The organism is Streptomyces sp. NBC_00459 (genome assembly GCF_036013955.1).
Lineage (GTDB): Bacteria > Actinomycetota > Actinomycetes > Streptomycetales > Streptomycetaceae > Streptomyces.
The window spans coordinates 3455514-3471288 of record NZ_CP107903.1 but is presented as its reverse complement, the minus strand read 5'-3'; the positions used below and the strand labels follow the sequence as shown (position 1 = coordinate 3471288).

Here is a 15775-nt window from a genome sequence, read left to right as displayed (position 1 = left end):
CCCGGTGCGGATTCCCCCCACGGGATCCGGCCGGGCGTTTCGGAGGACAGCGCCTGAATTCGCTATCACTGATGTGCAGGCCGCCGAAGCGACCGTTGTTGTGCCGAACCGCCATAGTGACGGCTGTTGAGCAAAACGAGCAAAACTCGCCGTACTCCTGCTGTGTGCGGTCTGCCGGGACGCGCACGCTGGGGTGGGCCGCTCAAGCTTCCCGGTGTGCGTGTCCCGGCAACGCATCTCCGAGGACGTCCCCCAAGACATCCTCAGACGTCATCCAGCGCCCCCCAAGACGCTGTCCGACATCGCCAACTTAGACCTTCGAAGCCCTTCGATGGTTACCTTCACAGCACTGTGATCTGCGTCTCCCGCATATGTCCTTTAGGTACGCCGGATCCCGGTTGTCGCGACCGGGGCCCAAGCGTAAGGAAGATGCGCGAGCCTTGTGAAGAGCTTATGTGAGGCTGGCGTTGGACTCCATAGGGACTATGACACCTACTTGTGCGTACTGCCGGTAACTTCGGCCGGTCAGGGGCCGATCTCAGCGGAACGTACGCAATCGGAGGCTGTTCGTCACCACGAACACCGAGGAGAAGGCCATCGCGGCCCCCGCGATCATCGGATTCAGCAGTCCGGCGGCGGCCAGCGGCAGCGCGGCCACGTTGTAGCCGAAGGCCCACACCAGGTTGCCCTTGATGGTCGCGAGCGTCTTCCGGGACAGCCGGATGGCGTCCGCGGCCACCCGTAGATCCCCGCGCACCAGCGTCAGATCACTCGCCTCGATCGCCGCGTCCGTGCCCGTACCCATCGCCAGGCCCAGATCGGCGGTGGCCAGCGCCGCCGCGTCGTTGACCCCGTCGCCGACCATCGCGACGGTCCGGCCCTCGCCCTGCAGCCGCCGTACGACGTCGACCTTCTCCTCGGGCAGGACCTCGGCGATCACCTGCTCGATCCCGACGGCCTTGGCCACGGCCTCCGCCACCGCCCGGTTGTCCCCGGTCAGCAGCACCGGCGTGAGCCCCAGCGCGCGCAGCTCGCGCACGGCCTCGGCGCTGGTCTCCTTGATCGCGTCGGCGACGGTGAGGACACCGCGCGCCACGCCGTCCCAGGCCACCACGACGGCCGTACGTCCGCCGCTCTCGGCCTCCGCCTTCGCGCGGGCCAGTTCCTCCGGCAGTGGCCCCGACAGCCCGTCCACGAGCCGTCCCACGGCCACCTCGTGCCCGTCGACCCGCCCGCGTACGCCCCGCCCGGGCACGTTCTCGAAGGACTCGGCCTCCGGCAGCGCCCCGACCCGCTCGGCCGCCCCCGCGGCGACCGCTCGGGCGACCGGGTGCTCGGAGGCGTGTTCGAGGGCGCCCGCGAGCCGCAGCACCTGCTTCTCGTCGGTGCCCTCAGCGACGTACACCTCCTGGAGGGTCATCCGGCCGGTGGTGACCGTGCCCGTCTTGTCCAGGACGATCGTGTCGACGCGGCGCGTGGACTCCAGGACCTCGGGGCCCTTGATCAGGATGCCGAGCTGCGCCCCGCGCCCCGTGCCGACCATCAGCGCGGTCGGGGTGGCCAGGCCTAGCGCACACGGGCAGGCGATGATCAGTACGGCGACCGCCGCGGTGAAGGCGGCGACCGTGTCGCCCGTGACACCGAGCCAGACACCGAAGGTCCCGGCCGCGATCAGCAGCACCACCGGCACGAAGATCCCGGAGATCCGGTCGGCGAGCCGCTGCACCTCGGCCTTGCCGTTCTGCGCGTCCTCCACCAGCCGGGCCATCCGCGCGAGCTGGGTGTCCGCGCCGACCCGGGTGGCCTCGACGACCAGCCGGCCCCCGGCGTTCACGGTCGCACCCGTCACGGCGTCCCCGGTGCCCACGTCGACCGGCACCGACTCACCGGTCAGCATCGACGCGTCGACCGCCGAGACACCCTCGACGACCGTTCCGTCGGTGGCGATCTTCTCCCCGGGCCGTACGACGAACCGGTCTCCGATCGCCAACTCGCCCACGGGGACGCGTACTTCACGGCCGCCGCGCAGTACGGAGACATCCTTGGCGCCCAGTTCCATGAGCGCCCGCAGAGCCGCGCCCGAGCGCCGCTTGGCGCGGGCCTCCAAATAGCGTCCGAGCAGGATGAACGCGATGACCCCGGCGGCGACTTCGAGATAGATCTCCGAGGTGCCGCCGGAACGGGAGGCGGTGAAGGAGAAGCTCTCCCGGATCCCCATGCCCTCCATGCCGGGCATCCCGGCCATCGCGGGTCTGCCCGCGTCGCCCCAGAACAGCGCCCACAGGGACCAGCCGTACGCGGCGAGCGTGCCGACCGACACCAGGGTGTCCATGGTGGCCGCGCCGTGCCGCGCGTTGGTGAACGCGGCCCGGTGGAACGGCAGTCCGCCCCAGACGACGACCGGCGAGGCCAGCGTCAGCGCGAGCCATCGCCAGTTGTCGAACTGGAGTGCGGGAACCATGGACATCAGGGCGACGGGCGCGGCGAGCAGCACGGAGACGACGAGCCGCTGCCGCAGACCGGCCAGTTCGGGATCCGCGTCCGGCTCGGCCTCGGGTGCCTCCGTGACGGCCGGCGGGGGCGGCTCCTCGGCCGTGTACCCCGTCTTCACGACGGTGGCGATCAGATCGTCGACCCCGACACCGTCGGCGTAGGCGATCTTCGCCTTCTCCGTCGCGTAGTTGACCGTGGCGAAGACGCCGTCCATGCGGTTGAGCTTCTTCTCGACGCGGGCCGCGCAGCTGGCGCACGTCATCCCGCCGATGGTCAGCTCGACCTCATGGGGCGTGACCGTCGGGGTCTCGGTGCCGGTTCTGGTGCCGGTGCTGGTCATGGTCGCCGCGGTCCGTACGGTCAGACCCGGCCGGCCAGCTCGAAGCCCGCCTCGTCCACCGCGGCGCGCACGGCGGCCTCGTCGAGCGGGGCCTCGGACACCACGGTGACCTCGCCGGTGGCGGCGACGGCCTTCACCGAGGTGACGCCGGCGAGCTCGGAGATCTCGGTCGAGACCGAGCCCTCGCAGTGCCCGCAGCTCATGCCGGTCACCTGGTAGACGGCGGTGACGGAACCGGGGGTGTCGGTCTGGGCGGTCATGTCGTTGCTCCTCTTCTGAGGTGTCGTCCGGGGCATCGTCGTGGCGCACGTGCCCTGTGAGTCTCACACTACTATACCCCTGGGGGGTACTTCACCCGAGTCAGTGGCAAGATCTCCGGTACGGGGCGACGACGGTGAGGGCGAGGGCGTATGCGTGCGGTGGTGTTCGAGCGGTACGGGGAGCCGGCCGAGGTGCGGGAGGTGCCGGACCCGGTGCCCGCGCCGCACGGTGTCGTGGTGCGCGTCGAGGCCACCGGGCTGTGCCGGAGCGACTGGCACGGCTGGATGGGCCACGACCCCGACATCGCGCTGCCGCATGTGCCCGGCCATGAACTCGCCGGTGTCGTCGAGGCGGTTGGCGCCCGGGTGAGCGGCCGGCGGGCCGGGGACCGGGTCACGGTGCCCTTCGTCTGCGCCTGCGGGAGCTGTCCGTCCTGCGCGGCCGGGGACCAGCAGGTGTGCGAGCGGCAGACCCAGCCGGGGTTCACGCACTGGGGTTCGTTCGCGGAGTTCGTGGCGCTGGACCACGCCGACGTGAACCTCGTCGCCATGCCGGAGGCGATGTCCTTCGGGACGGCGGCCTCGCTGGGCTGCCGGTTCGCGACGGCGTACCGGGCGGTGGTCCAGCAGGGGCGGGTGGCGGCGGGGGAGTGGGTCGCCGTGCACGGGTGCGGCGGTGTGGGCCTCTCCGCCGTGATGATCGCGGCGGCCTCCGGCGCCCGGGTCGTCGCGGTCGACGTGTCCCCGGGAGCACTCGAACTGGCGCGGAAGTTCGGCGCGGCGGAGTGCGTGAACGCGGCCACCACCGACGACACGGCAGCGGCGGTACGTGAACTGACCGGCGGCGGCGCCCAGTTGTCGCTGGACGCGCTCGGCTCACCGGTCACCTGCGCGGCCTCGGTGAACGGCCTGCGGCGCCGTGGCCGTCATGTCCAGGTCGGCCTGCTCCCGTCGGACACCGGCACAACACCCGTCCCGATGGCCCGTGTTGTCGGCCTCGAACTCCGACTCCTGGGCAGTCACGGCATGGCCGCCCACACCTACCCGCCGATGATGGAGCTGGTGGGGGCGGGTGTCCTGCGGCCGGATCTGCTGGTCACGTCCACCATCCCGCTGACCGAGTCCCCGGCCGCGCTGGCGAGGATGGGGACGGCACCTGGGGCGGGGGTCACGGTCATCGAGCCGTGGCGCTGACCCCTGCTCCGGCCGCCCACTCGTGGTCCAGGACCGCCATCAGCACCTCGTCGGCCCACTCGCCGTCCCGCAGCTGGACCTCCCGGCGTACCCCCTCCACCACGAAGCCGACCTTCTCGTACACGCGCAGTGCCCGGTGGTTGTGCGCGTAGGCCTGCAACTCGATGCGGTGCAGCCCGAGTTGCTCGAAGCCGTACCCGACGATGAGCCGGGTCGCCTCGGTTCCCAGGCCGCGTCCACGGCCACTCGGGCCCAGCAGGGTACGGAAGGTGCAGCTGCGGGCGGCCGGATTCCACTCGTACAACACGACCTCGCCCACGAGTTCACCGGTGGCGCGGTCGGTCACGGCGAGGTCGAGGCGGTCGGTCTGCGCGGACCGGGAGCCGTACCAGGAACGCAGTCGCTCCATGGTGATCACGGTGTCCGGCTCGAAGGTGAAGCGGATGACCTCGGGGTCCTCGACGATCTCGGCGATCACCTCGGCGTCGGCCTCGGTGAACGGCCGCAGCACGGCCTTGTCGCCGGTGAGGACGGGCTTGACGGAGAAGTCCACGGCTTTCGTACGACTCATGCGACGAACTGTGCCCCACTGGTGGGTGGGGCACAGGGAATTAAGGGTGTCTCAGTCGTCTCTTCGGCCGCGATTGCCCGGCCGCGCCGCGACCCAGGCTCGTACGGTGTCGGCGTACCAGTAGGGCTTGCCGCTCTCCACGTGGTCGGGTGCGGGCAGCAGACCGTGTTTGCGGTACGACCGCACGGTGTCCGGCTGGACACGGATGTGTGCGGCGATCTCTTTGTACGACCAGAGCCGTCGGTCGGTCATCGGTGCACCTCCCTGCGCGTGCGTCACGGGGTCGGCCAGGGTCGGCCGTCGGGGGAGCCGGACGCTGCGCTTGGCGATCACAAAGCCATTGCCCGTTGAAACGACCTTTGGTGACCCTGGGTAAGTACCTGTTGACACGGTGTGACGCATAACCCGCGTACACGCGACATGTGTGACAGGAGGGAAGTTTTTGTGACACGAGTGACGCAAAGGCGCACGCCCGCGGGTCGGAGTGGCACATTGACCTGCGGGGCGTACGCCGATAAGGCGGGCGGGCGCCGGCGCCCCCGCCAGGGGCGCGGGGAACTGCGCGACCAGCCACGACGGCCCCGCAGTCGCCCGACTGCCCCGTACCGCCCCTCCTGCGGAGCGCTACGCCCCGCAGGATCGAAGGAACGCCCGCGTCCGCTGCGCGATCGGCAGGGGCTTGTCCGGCTCGCACGGGTACATGTCCTGCTCGACGATCGCGAACAGGTCCACGTCCAGCTTCTGGGCGGCGGCCAGGACGGGCCCCAACTCCGGTACGCCGGCCGGGGGTTCGCACATGACACCGCGGGCCACCGCCGGACCGAACGGAACCTCGTTCGCCCGTACGTCCGCGAGGATCTCGGGGTCGACCTGCTTGAGGTGCAGATAGCCGATCCGCTCGCCGTAGGTCTCGATCAGCTTGACGCTGTCGCCGCCGCAGTAGGCGTAGTGGCCCGTGTCCAGGCACAGCGAGACGAGCGACGAGTCCGTGCCGTCGAGGAAGCGTGTGACGTTCGCCTCGCTGTCGATGTGCGTGTCCGCGTGCGGGTGGACGACGATCTGGAGGCCGTACCGCTCCCGCACCTCGTGTCCGAGCCGCTCGGTCAGCGTGGTCAGGTTGCGCCACTGCTCGGGCGTCAGCGTGTCCGGCTCCAGCACCTCACCGGTCTTGTCGTCCCGCCAGAAGGAAGGGATGACCACCAGGTGGGACGCGCCCATGGCCTGGGCGAGCACCGCGTTGTCCGCGACGTGCGCCCAGGTCTTCTCCCAGACGGACTCGCCGTGGTGCAGCCCGGTGAAGACCGTGCCGGCGGACACCTTCAGGCCGCGCTTGGCGGTCTCCTCGGTGAGGACGGCCGGGTCGGTCGGCAGGTACCCGTACGGGCCCAGCTCGATCCACTCGTAACCGGACTGCGAGACCTCGTCGAGGAAGCGCTGCCAGGGAACCTGCTGGGGGTCGTCGGGGAACCACACGCCCCAGGAGTCGGGCGCCGAGCCGACCCGGATGCGTGACAGCGGGGGGCTCGACTGGGAGGAAGCGGAGGAAGGGGGCACCGTCGTCATGAGCGTCAGCTTCAGCCGACGCCGGGACGCGTGTCAAGCTCTGGTCCGAATGTCCGGACAAAGTATTGACAGGGCTCCGTGAGGCGGGCTAGACCTGACTCCGAGCCGCTGTGCCGACCGCTGCACGAAGGCCGTGCGAGCCGTGCAAGCCGCGTGAGCCGCTTGAGCCGAAGAAACGCGAAGGGAAGTCGATGGCGTACGACCTGATCACCATGGGGCGGATCGGAGTGGACCTGTATCCACTCCAGACCGGTGTGCCGCTCGCCCAGGTGACGTCCTTCGGAAAGTTCCTCGGAGGCTCGGCGACCAACGTCGCGGTCGCCGCGTCCCGCCTCGGGCGCAGCACCGCGGTGATCACGCGGACCGGCGACGACGCCTTCGGGCGCTATCTGCACGACGCCCTGCGCGACTTCGGCGTCGACGACCGCTGGGTCACGTCGGTCCCCGGCCTCAACACCCCGGTCACGTTCTGCGAGGTCTTCCCGCCGGACGACTTCCCGCTGTACTTCTACCGGCAGCCCAAGGCGCCGGATCTCGAGATCGACGCCCATGAGCTGGACCTCGACGCGGTCGGCGGGGCGAGCATCTTCTGGGTCACGGGCACCGGCCTGAGCGAGGAGCCCAGCCGCACGGCGACCCTGGCCGCCCTCGCCCACCGCGCCAAGTCCGGTACGACGGTCTTCGACCTCGACTGGCGCCCCATGTTCTGGAAAGACCCGGAGTCGGCGCGCCCCTTCTACACCGAGGCCCTCCGCCACACCACCGTCGCCGTCGGCAACCTGGACGAGGTGGAGGTGGCGACCGGCGTACGCGAGCCGCACGCCGCCGCCCGCGCCCTCCTGGACGCCGGAGTCGAACTGGCGGTCGTCAAGCAGGGCCCGAAGGGTGTGCTCGCCGTCAACAGCAAGGGCGAGACGGCCGAGGTGCCGCCGCTCCCGGTGAACGTCCTCAACGGCCTCGGCGCCGGTGACGCCTTCGGCGGCTCCCTCTGCCACGGCCTGCTCGAAGGCTGGGACCTGGAGCGCATCATGCGGTACGCCAACGCGGCCGGCGCGATCGTCGCCTCCCGCCTGGAGTGCTCGTCGGCGATGCCCACCCCGGCCGAGGTCGAGGCGGCACTCGCGGCGGGAGCGGTCCGATGAGTTCTGCCGCAGCCATCGACAACGGCTCGGTCGCGGGTACCGGCACAGGCGCCGGCCCCCTCGCCCCCGTCGACATCTCCGCCCTCGCCGCCACCCGCGCCCGGTACCCCGAGGCCATCGCGGAAGCCGCCGCCCGTCGGTCCCGGCGCCCCCTTCTCGGGGAGTCCGGCCGACTGATGATCGTCGCCGCCGACCACCCGGCCCGAGGCGCCCTCGGCGTCGGCAACCGCAAGCTGGCCATGGCCAACCGGGCCGACCTGCTCGAACGCCTGTGCCTTGCCCTCTCCCGCCCCGGTGTCGACGGCGTCCTCGCGACCGCCGACATCCTGGACGACCTGCTCCTCCTCGGCGCCCTCGACGGCAAGGTCGTCATGGGGTCGATGAACCGCGGCGGCCTCTCCGGCGCCAGCTTCGAGCTCGACGACCGCTTCACCGGCCACCGCCCCGAGGACATGGCACGCCTCGGCTTCGACGCCGGCAAGCTGCTTGTGCGCATCGACTACGACGACCCGGGCTCCCTCACCACCCTGGAGTCCACGGCCCACGCGATCGACGCGATGGCAGAGCGCCGACTCCCGCTCTTCGTCGAGCCGTTCATCAGCAGACGCGGCCCCGACGGCAAGCTCCGCAACGACCTCTCCGCCGAGGCCGTCACCAAGTCCGTCGCCATCGCGTCCGGCCTGGGCGGCAGTTCGGCGTACACCTGGCTGAAGGTCCCCGTCACCGAGAACCCGGACGACATGGCCGAGGTCATGCAGACCTCCACCCTGCCCGCCGTGCTGCTCGGCGGCGAAGTCGGGGACGACCAGGAGGGCGCGTACGAGAAATGGCGTGGCGCGCTCCAACTCCCCACCGTCCAGGGCCTCGTGGTCGGTCGCTCGCTGCTGTACCCGGCGGACGGCGATGTGTCCGCCGCCGTGGACACCGCCGTCGGACTCCTGTGAGGCGCGCGATGACCGAGGGACATGGCGGCTGTACCGTGCGGGCGAAGTCCGGCGCGGCGCACAACGAGCTCCAACTCCTGGGCGGGGAAAGGGTGTTCGCGTCGGTCACCGACCTCGCGCAGGCACCCCGGAACGCCCGGGCACTGATCGCCTCCGGCGCGGGAGGCCGCTTCGCCCTGGCAGGAGCGAAGTGTGGGCGACGACTCCCCGCTCGCTACGGCCCCGCGCCGGAGGTCCACTTGGCACCCGCACACAGCACGGGGGGACACCGATGACCCCGCCCACCTCGACGACCTCGACGACGAGACTCACGGTCGCGCAGGCGCTCGTGCGCTTCCTGGCCGCCCAGTACACCGGGCGGGACGGCGTCCGCCGCCGCCTGATCGAGGCCACCTGGGGCATCTTCGGCCACGGGAACGTCGCCGGGCTCGGCCAGGCACTCGTCGAATACGGCGACGCCATGCCGTTCCACCAGGGCCGCAACGAACAGTCCATGGTCCACGCGGCAGTCGGCTACGCCCGTCAGTCCAACCGTCTCTCCACGCACGCCGTGACGACGTCGATCGGCCCGGGCGCGACCAACCTCGTCACCGGTGCCGCGCTCGCCACGATCAACCACCTCCCCGTCCTGCTTCTGCCCGGCGACACCTTCGCGACCCGCCCGGCGGACCCGGTCCTCCAGCAGCTCGAAGTCCCGTACGCCGGTGACGTGTCGGTCAACGACTGTCTGCGCCCGGTGTCGAGGTACTTCGACCGTGTCACGCGTCCCGAGGCGCTGATCCCGGCCGCGCTGCAGGCGATGCGGGTCCTCGCCGACCCCGTCGAGACAGGTGCCGTGACTCTCGCTCTCCCGCAGGACGTTCAGGCCGAGGCGTACGACTGGCCGGACGAGTTCTTCGCCGACCGCGTGTGGCACGTACGCCGCCCGGCCGCCGACGCCGACGAACTGACCGAAGCGGTACGGGCGATCCGTGCCGCCCGCCGTCCCCTGATCGTCGCGGGCGGGGGAGTCCACCACAGCCGCGCCGAGGAGGCGTTGGCGGAGTTCGCCTCGGCGACCCGCATCCCCGTCGCCTCCACCCAGGCGGGCAAGGGCTCGCTGCGACACGACCACCCCCAGGACGTGGGCGGCATCGGCCACACGGGAACGGCGACGGCGGACGAACTCGCCCGCCTGGCCGACCTGGTGATAGGCATCGGCACCCGCTACACGGACTTCACCACGGCTTCCAACACCCTGTTCGCGACGCCGGACGTCCGCTTCCTGAACCTCAACATCGCCCCGTACGACGGCCACAAGCTGTCCGCTACCCCGCTGATCGCGGACGCCCGCAGCGCCCTGGAGCAGCTGACGGAGGCACTGGCGCTCCACGACCACCGGGTCACGGACGCGTACGCCCGCGAGTACACCGAGGACAAGGAACGCTGGGAACAGCGCGTCGACGCCGCCTACGAGGCCGACGAGCCGGACGTACGCCCGACGCAGCCGCAGGTGCTGGGAGCGCTGGACGCCATCGCCGACGAGTCGGACGTGATCATCAACGCGGCCGGCTCGCTCCCCGGCGACCTGCACAAATTGTGGCGCGCGAGGTCGTACGACCAATACCACCTCGAATACGGCTATTCCTGCATGGGATACGAGATACCAGCCGCGATCGGTGTGAAACTGGCGGCGCCCGAGCGTCCCGTATGGGCGCTGGTGGGCGACGGCACGTATCTGATGATGCCGACGGAGATCGTGACGGCCGTACAGGAGGGGATCGCCATCAAGCTCCTCCTGATCCAGAACCACGGCTACGCGTCCATCGGCGGTCTGTCGGAATCGGTGGGCGGCGAGCGCTTCGGCACCGCCTACCGCTATCAGGCGGACGACGGTACGTACACGGGCGCCCCCCTGCCCGTGGACCTGGCCGCCAACGTGGCGAGCCTGGGCATGCGCGTCCTGCGCGCGAAGACGGTACGGGAGCTGCGGGCGGCGCTCGCCGAGGCCCGTGCCGCCGACACTCCCACTTGTGTCTACGTCGAGACGGAAACGGCAGACACAGTGTCGGGCGCGCCTCCGGCGCAGGCCTGGTGGGATGTTCCTGTGGCCGAGACCGCGACCCGCCCGTCGGCGGTCAAGGCACGTGAGCTGTACGAACGGCACGTCTCTACCCGACGCCGCCATCTGTGAAGGAGAACCTGGGCATGACGAAGATCGTCAACCACTGGATCGGCGGCAAGACCGTCGAAGGCGCGTCGGGCACGTTCGGGCCGGTCACCGACCCCGCGACCGGCGCGGTCACCACGAACGTCGCCTTCGCGACGGTCGACGAGGTCGACGCGGCCGTAGCCGCGGCCAAGGACGCGTACGCGACCTGGGGCACCTCGTCGCTCGCCAAGCGGAGCGCCATCCTCTTCAAGTTCCGCGCGCTGCTCGACGCCAACCGCGACGCGATCGCCGAGCTGATCACCGCCGAGCACGGCAAGGTGCACAGCGACGCGCTCGGCGAGGTCGCCCGCGGCCTGGAGATCGTCGAACTCGCTTGCGGTATCACCGTGCAGCTGAAGGGCGAGCTGTCGACGGAGGTGGCGAGCCGCGTCGACGTCTCGTCGATCCGCCAGCCCCTCGGCGTCGTCGCGGGCATCACGCCGTTCAACTTCCCGGCCATGGTGCCGATGTGGATGTTCCCGATCGCCATCGCGTGCGGCAACACCTTCGTGCTGAAGCCGTCCGAGAAGGACCCGTCGGCGGCCATCAAGCTCGCCGAGCTGTTCGCCGAGGCGGGCCTGCCCGACGGCGTCTTCAACGTCGTCCACGGCGACAAGGTGGCGGTCGACCGCCTCCTCGAACACCCGGACGTCAAGGCGGTGTCCTTCGTCGGCTCGACGCCGATCGCCCGCTACATCCACACCACGGCCTCGACGAACGGCAAGCGGGTCCAGGCCCTGGGCGGCGCCAAGAACCACATGCTGGTCCTCCCGGACGCGGACCTGGACGCGGCGGCCGACGCCGCCGTCTCCGCCGCCTACGGCTCGGCGGGCGAGCGCTGCATGGCGATCTCCGCGGTCGTGGCGGTCGGCGCGATCGGCGACGAGCTGGTGGACAAGATCCGCGAGCGCGCCGAGAAGATCAAGATCGGCCCCGGCAACGACCCCACCTCCGAGATGGGCCCGCTCATCACCAAGGTCCACCGCGACAAGGTGGCCTCGTACGTCACCGGCGCGGCGGCCGAGGGCGCGGAGGTCGTCCTCGACGGCAGCGGCTTCACGGTCGACGGCTTCGAGGACGGCCACTGGATCGGCATCTCGCTCCTCGACAAGGTGCCGACGACGGCGAAGGCCTACCAGGACGAGATCTTCGGCCCGGTCCTGACGGTCCTGCGCGTGGACACGTACGAGGAGGGCCTGGCCCTCATCAACGCCTCCCCCTTCGGCAACGGCACCGCGATCTTCACCCGGGACGGCGGCGCGGCCCGCCGCTTCCAGCTGGAGGTCGAGGCCGGCATGGTCGGCGTCAACGTCCCGATCCCCGTCCCGGTGGGCTACCACTCGTTCGGCGGCTGGAAGGACTCCCTCTTCGGGGACCACCACATCTACGGCAACGACGGCACCCACTTCTACACCCGCGGCAAGGTCGTCACGACCCGCTGGCCCGACCCGGCGGACGGTCCCTCGGGCGTGGACCTGGGCTTCCCGCGCAACCACTGAGCACCGAGCATCCTCCGCGCATGCCCGCCGACCTGCTACTTCCAGGTCGGCGGGCATGGCAGTTCCCGGCCGGACGTGAATAATCCTGGATGCTCCGGGCCGGGCGTAAGCGATCATGATGACCATGGACGCTCACTTCCTCGGTATCCCCGAGCTGGCCGAAACCCCGTCCGTGGCGGTCGTGGTCGACGTCATGCGTGCTTACACCGTGGCTGCCTGGGTCTTCGCCCAAGGAGCGGAGAAGATCGTTCTCGCCGAGTCGCTGGACGACGCCCTCGCGCTCAAGGCGGCCCACCCGGACTGGATGGCGCTCAAGGACGGTCCGCCCGCCCCCGGATTCGACATGGTCAACTCACCCGGCATGCTGCGGTCGGCCGACCTTCGCGGACGAACCGTCGTACAGAAGACCACGGCAGGGACGGTAGGCGCCCTCGCGGTCAAGGAGGCGTCGCTGGTGCTGTGCGCCGGCTTCGTGGTGGCGGAGGCGACGGCAAGGCTCTTGCGGGCCCGCAGCAGTGACAGCGTCACGTTCGTGGTCACCGGCGAGGACGGCCGGGCCGACGAGGATCTGGCGTGCGCTCAGTACATCGCCCGGAGAGCCACCGAGCCCGTGACGGATCCCGCCGAGTTCCTCCACCGCGCCGCCAGGTCGCGCGCGGCCACCGAACTGTCCGAGGGCGTGCGTCAGGGAGTCCATTCCGACGACGTCGAACTCTGTCTTGAGCTCGACCGGTTCCCCTTCGCCATGACGGCCGAGCCGGAGGGCTCACTCATGGTCCTGCGCCCGTACACCGTGCCCCCGCTGACGGACAACGCTCCGGTTTGATCGCCGGGGAGAGTTCAGAGGTGTGCGCCCATGGTGAGGGTGTCGATCCCCGGCAGGCGGCAGGCGGCAGGCGGCACGCGGCACGCGGCACGCGGTCGCCTGGAGCTGAGCTGCTGTCAGAGACGGCTTGTACTCTGCGCTCATTCGACGATCGGACGATCACGGACTCGGGCAAGCGGGCACGGGGCGGGTGTCCAGGGGCGGGAGCGCGGGGATTTCGATGAGTGACGCACAGCCGATACGAAGCCGCGGCACGGGCCTTTCGATCGGTGCGCGGATCGTCGCCGTGGTCCTCCTCGCCGCGATCGGGGCTGTCGGCGCCTGGTTTCAGCGCGACGCTCCCGGCCGGAGTGCGGAGCCGCGTACGGAGTTCACCGCGAACAACCCGCCCGCCGGTCTGCCCACCGCGGTCACCACCGGCCAGCACCTCCGCTGGTCCCGCTGCACCTCGCCGCCCACCGCCCGCACGGGCTACGACTGCGCCGTCATGAAGGCCCCCCTCGACTACCGGAAACCAGCTGGCAGGACGATCGACGTCGCCCTGATCCGCCGTAAGGCCACCGGCCCCAACGACCGGCGCATCGGCTCGCTCGTCCTCAACTTCGGCGGCCCCGGCGTGTCCGGTGTGATCGGACTGCCCGAATTCCTCGACGAGTACGAGCCGTTCCTCGACCGCTACGACCTGGTCTCCTTCGACCCGCGCGGCGTTGGCGCGACCATCCCCGTGCGCTGCGGCAGGACCGCGGACGACACCGGCTACGACGGGGCCGAGGCCTGCGCCAAACACTCCGGGGCGCTCCTCCCGTACGTCGGCACCTCGCACACCGCGCGCGACCTCGACCTGATGCGCTACCTCCTCGGCGACGAGCGGCTTCACTACTTCGGCGTCTCGTACGGAACGGCGCTCGGCGCGGTCTACGCCCACCTGTACCCGTCGCATGTCGGACGGCTCGTCCTTGAAGCGTCCGTCGATCCGACCGAGGACCTCAACGAGGATCAGGTGTCGCAGGTCAAGGCGGTCCAGGCGGCGTTCGACCGGTTCGCCGCGCACTGCGCGGCCCACATCAGCCACTGCCCGACCGGCGATGGGCCCGAGGAGGCCGCGCGACGCATGGCGCGCCTGGCCGACCGCCTGGAGAAGACGCCCGCCCCAACCGGCGGCGGAGGGAACCTCGACGCCGACGACCTCGCGTACGCCGTCAGCGACCATCTCGACCTCGGGACAGACGGCTGGTCGCCGCTCGCCGAGGCCCTCACCGCGCTGATCGACCACAACGACGGCGGTCCGCTGAGCAAGGGCGCTGGCGACCTCGGCTCCGCCGACCGCGCGCCGGCCCCGAGCGACAGCAGCCGCGCCGCCCTGGTCGCGATCACGTGCGCGGACTCCAGCCTGCGTCCTGACCTCGAACGCCTCGACAGGGACGAGGCCCGCGTCAAAGCCGCCTCACCTGTCTTCGGCGCGGCCTGGTCCAACGGCGTCTACCTCTGTTACGACTGGCCGTTCGACGGCGAACGCGCCACGCTCCAGGTGAACGCCGACGGCGCGGCCCCCGTCCTGGTGGTCGGCGGTACCGGCGACCCGATCACCCCGTATCCCGGCGCCCGCCACATGGCCCGCGCCCTGGGCGACGGTGTCGGCGTGCTCCTGACGGCCGAGGAGGAGGGCCACGGCACATACCCGCAGAACCGCTGCGTCACGGAGGCGGTCGACACATACCTCCGCACGGGCCGCACCCCGGCCGTGGGGAAGGTGTGCCGGGGCAGCATGTCCTGAGAGCCGTACGGATCCGCCGGGCGGCCCCGGCTGTGCTTCTGTCCTTCATCGCCCACCCGGGAGGTCGGGTGTGCTCAGCCCTGCTTCTTGGCGGTCTGCTTGATCAGGTCGCTGACATCGGCGGTCTGCGCCGCCGGCGGCGGTGCGACCTTGGCCGTGGCGCCGAACTTCCGGAAATCCATGGTGACGGTCATCTTCCCGACCACCTGCTTGATCCGGACCGGCAGGTCCTTGGCGCCGACCCAGACGTCCATGTCGATGGAAGTCCCGCCGCCGGTCATCGAGTTGACGAGACTGTCCTTGTCGCCGTAGGCGTCCTTGAACCTGCCCAGTCGGCTCGTGTCGATCACGGCCCGGTAGTGGGTCGTGCGCTGTCCGGCAAGGGTCTGCTCGCCGAGGTCCTTCACGTCCTGCGCGTACTTGAGGCTGCGCATGGTGGCCGACGGGCTGCCGCCCCCGGTGTTCCCGCTGAACGCCTGGGCGCCCTTCTCACCGAACACGGCCGAGCCGTCGATCTTCATCCATTCCTTGCCCTTGAGGGGGCCGGAGGGCTGCGGGTCGACGTCGTAGTAGTAGTCGCCGTCCACGAACAGCATGCGGATGGTCGGGGCGTCCTGGACCTCCTGCATCTGCGCGGCCTTGGTGTCCATCTCGACGTCGTACGCGAATCCGTCGCCCCAGGAGTACGTGCCCTCCATACGAACCGGGCCGCTGCCGTTGGCCAGGTCGGTGGTCATGGAGATCTCGGCGGACCCCAACTGCTCGGTCCGGTCGGTCGCCCGGGCGAGCGCCGCCATGATCGCGCCTGTGTCGTCCACCGCGTCGGCCGCCTGCTTGACGCTCCCCGCGCCGCACCCGGAGACCGCGACCAGTGTCACCGCCGTGAACCCCACCCAGGCAGCGGTGTACCGCAGCTTCATGTGTCCCCACCCCGTTGCTGTGTGTCCCTTGTGGACACGGAATTACTGAACTGTAGTG

The 15775-nt window shown here is 70.5% G+C and carries 13 protein-coding genes and 1 pseudogene; 8 read left to right on the top strand and 6 right to left on the bottom strand.

Annotated elements, in window-relative coordinates; genetic code table 11:
* Positions 1-538 precede the first annotated feature (538 nt).
* Both OHN74_RS14915 and OHN74_RS14910 read right to left on the bottom strand, forming a co-directional pair.
* Entirely contained in the window at positions 539-2833 is a 2295-nt protein-coding gene (locus tag OHN74_RS14915) for a heavy metal translocating P-type ATPase (RefSeq protein ID WP_327695055.1), read from the bottom strand.
* 20 nt (positions 2834-2853) lie between these two features.
* Positions 2854-3093: a heavy-metal-associated domain-containing protein gene (locus tag OHN74_RS14910; protein WP_327695054.1), complete on the bottom strand. Its 240-nt coding sequence runs from the start codon at positions 3091-3093 to the stop codon at positions 2854-2856.
* A gap of 150 nt (positions 3094-3243) precedes the next feature.
* Between OHN74_RS14910 and OHN74_RS14905 the strand changes: the two genes are divergently transcribed.
* Positions 3244-4287 (top strand): zinc-dependent alcohol dehydrogenase family protein, encoded by a 1044-nt coding sequence (locus tag OHN74_RS14905; protein ID WP_327695053.1) that lies wholly within the window; start codon positions 3244-3246, stop codon positions 4285-4287.
* On the opposite strand, the gene OHN74_RS14900 is transcribed toward OHN74_RS14905, so the two are convergent.
* From OHN74_RS14900 to OHN74_RS14890, 3 genes are all read right to left on the bottom strand, one after another.
* A complete protein-coding gene (locus OHN74_RS14900) occupies positions 4268-4858 on the bottom strand; it encodes a GNAT family N-acetyltransferase (RefSeq protein WP_327695052.1) in 591 nt (196 codons plus the stop codon). The genes OHN74_RS14905 and OHN74_RS14900 overlap by 20 nt on opposite strands.
* A 51-nt stretch (positions 4859-4909) precedes the next feature.
* On the bottom strand, positions 4910-5110 hold the full coding sequence (locus OHN74_RS14895) for a helix-turn-helix transcriptional regulator (RefSeq protein ID WP_055525705.1): 201 nt from the start codon (positions 5108-5110) through the stop codon (positions 4910-4912).
* Positions 5111-5482: 372 nt separating this feature from the next.
* On the bottom strand, positions 5483-6421 hold the full coding sequence (locus tag OHN74_RS14890; RefSeq protein WP_327695051.1) for a sugar phosphate isomerase/epimerase family protein: 939 nt from the start codon (positions 6419-6421) through the stop codon (positions 5483-5485).
* A gap of 191 nt (positions 6422-6612) precedes the next feature.
* Between OHN74_RS14890 and iolC the strand changes: the two genes are divergently transcribed.
* The 7 genes and pseudogenes from iolC to OHN74_RS14855 all read left to right on the top strand — a co-directional run bounded on the left by iolC (position 6613) and on the right by OHN74_RS14855 (position 14797).
* Positions 6613-7563 carry a 5-dehydro-2-deoxygluconokinase gene (gene iolC / locus OHN74_RS14885; protein WP_327695050.1) on the top strand — a complete coding sequence of 317 codons (951 nt, stop codon included), beginning with the start codon at positions 6613-6615 and terminating at the stop codon, positions 7561-7563.
* Complete coding sequence (locus OHN74_RS14880; RefSeq protein WP_327695049.1) at positions 7560-8507, top strand: Cgl0159 family (beta/alpha)8-fold protein; 948 nt, start codon at positions 7560-7562, stop codon at positions 8505-8507. The genes iolC and OHN74_RS14880 overlap by 4 nt, the downstream gene beginning before the upstream one ends.
* A 23-nt stretch (positions 8508-8530) precedes the next feature.
* Positions 8531-8743: pseudogene (locus OHN74_RS14875) on the top strand (5-deoxy-glucuronate isomerase); the annotation flags it as partial.
* Positions 8744-8778: 35 nt separating this feature from the next.
* Positions 8779-10680 carry a 3D-(3,5/4)-trihydroxycyclohexane-1,2-dione acylhydrolase (decyclizing) gene (iolD, locus tag OHN74_RS14870; RefSeq protein ID WP_327695048.1) on the top strand — a complete coding sequence of 634 codons (1902 nt, stop codon included), beginning with the start codon at positions 8779-8781 and terminating at the stop codon, positions 10678-10680.
* 14 nt (positions 10681-10694) lie between these two features.
* Positions 10695-12197: a CoA-acylating methylmalonate-semialdehyde dehydrogenase gene (gene mmsA, locus OHN74_RS14865; protein ID WP_327695047.1), complete on the top strand. Its 1503-nt coding sequence runs from the start codon at positions 10695-10697 to the stop codon at positions 12195-12197.
* A gap of 124 nt (positions 12198-12321) precedes the next feature.
* Positions 12322-13023: a 2-phosphosulfolactate phosphatase gene (locus OHN74_RS14860; protein ID WP_327695046.1), complete on the top strand. Its 702-nt coding sequence runs from the start codon at positions 12322-12324 to the stop codon at positions 13021-13023.
* Between the two features lie 220 nt (positions 13024-13243).
* Positions 13244-14797 carry an alpha/beta hydrolase gene (locus OHN74_RS14855; RefSeq protein WP_327695045.1) on the top strand — a complete coding sequence of 518 codons (1554 nt, stop codon included), beginning with the start codon at positions 13244-13246 and terminating at the stop codon, positions 14795-14797.
* Positions 14798-14871: 74 nt separating this feature from the next.
* On the opposite strand, the gene OHN74_RS14850 is transcribed toward OHN74_RS14855, so the two are convergent.
* Positions 14872-15717 carry a hypothetical protein gene (locus tag OHN74_RS14850; RefSeq protein WP_327695044.1) on the bottom strand — a complete coding sequence of 282 codons (846 nt, stop codon included), beginning with the start codon at positions 15715-15717 and terminating at the stop codon, positions 14872-14874.
* Positions 15718-15775 lie beyond the last annotated feature (58 nt).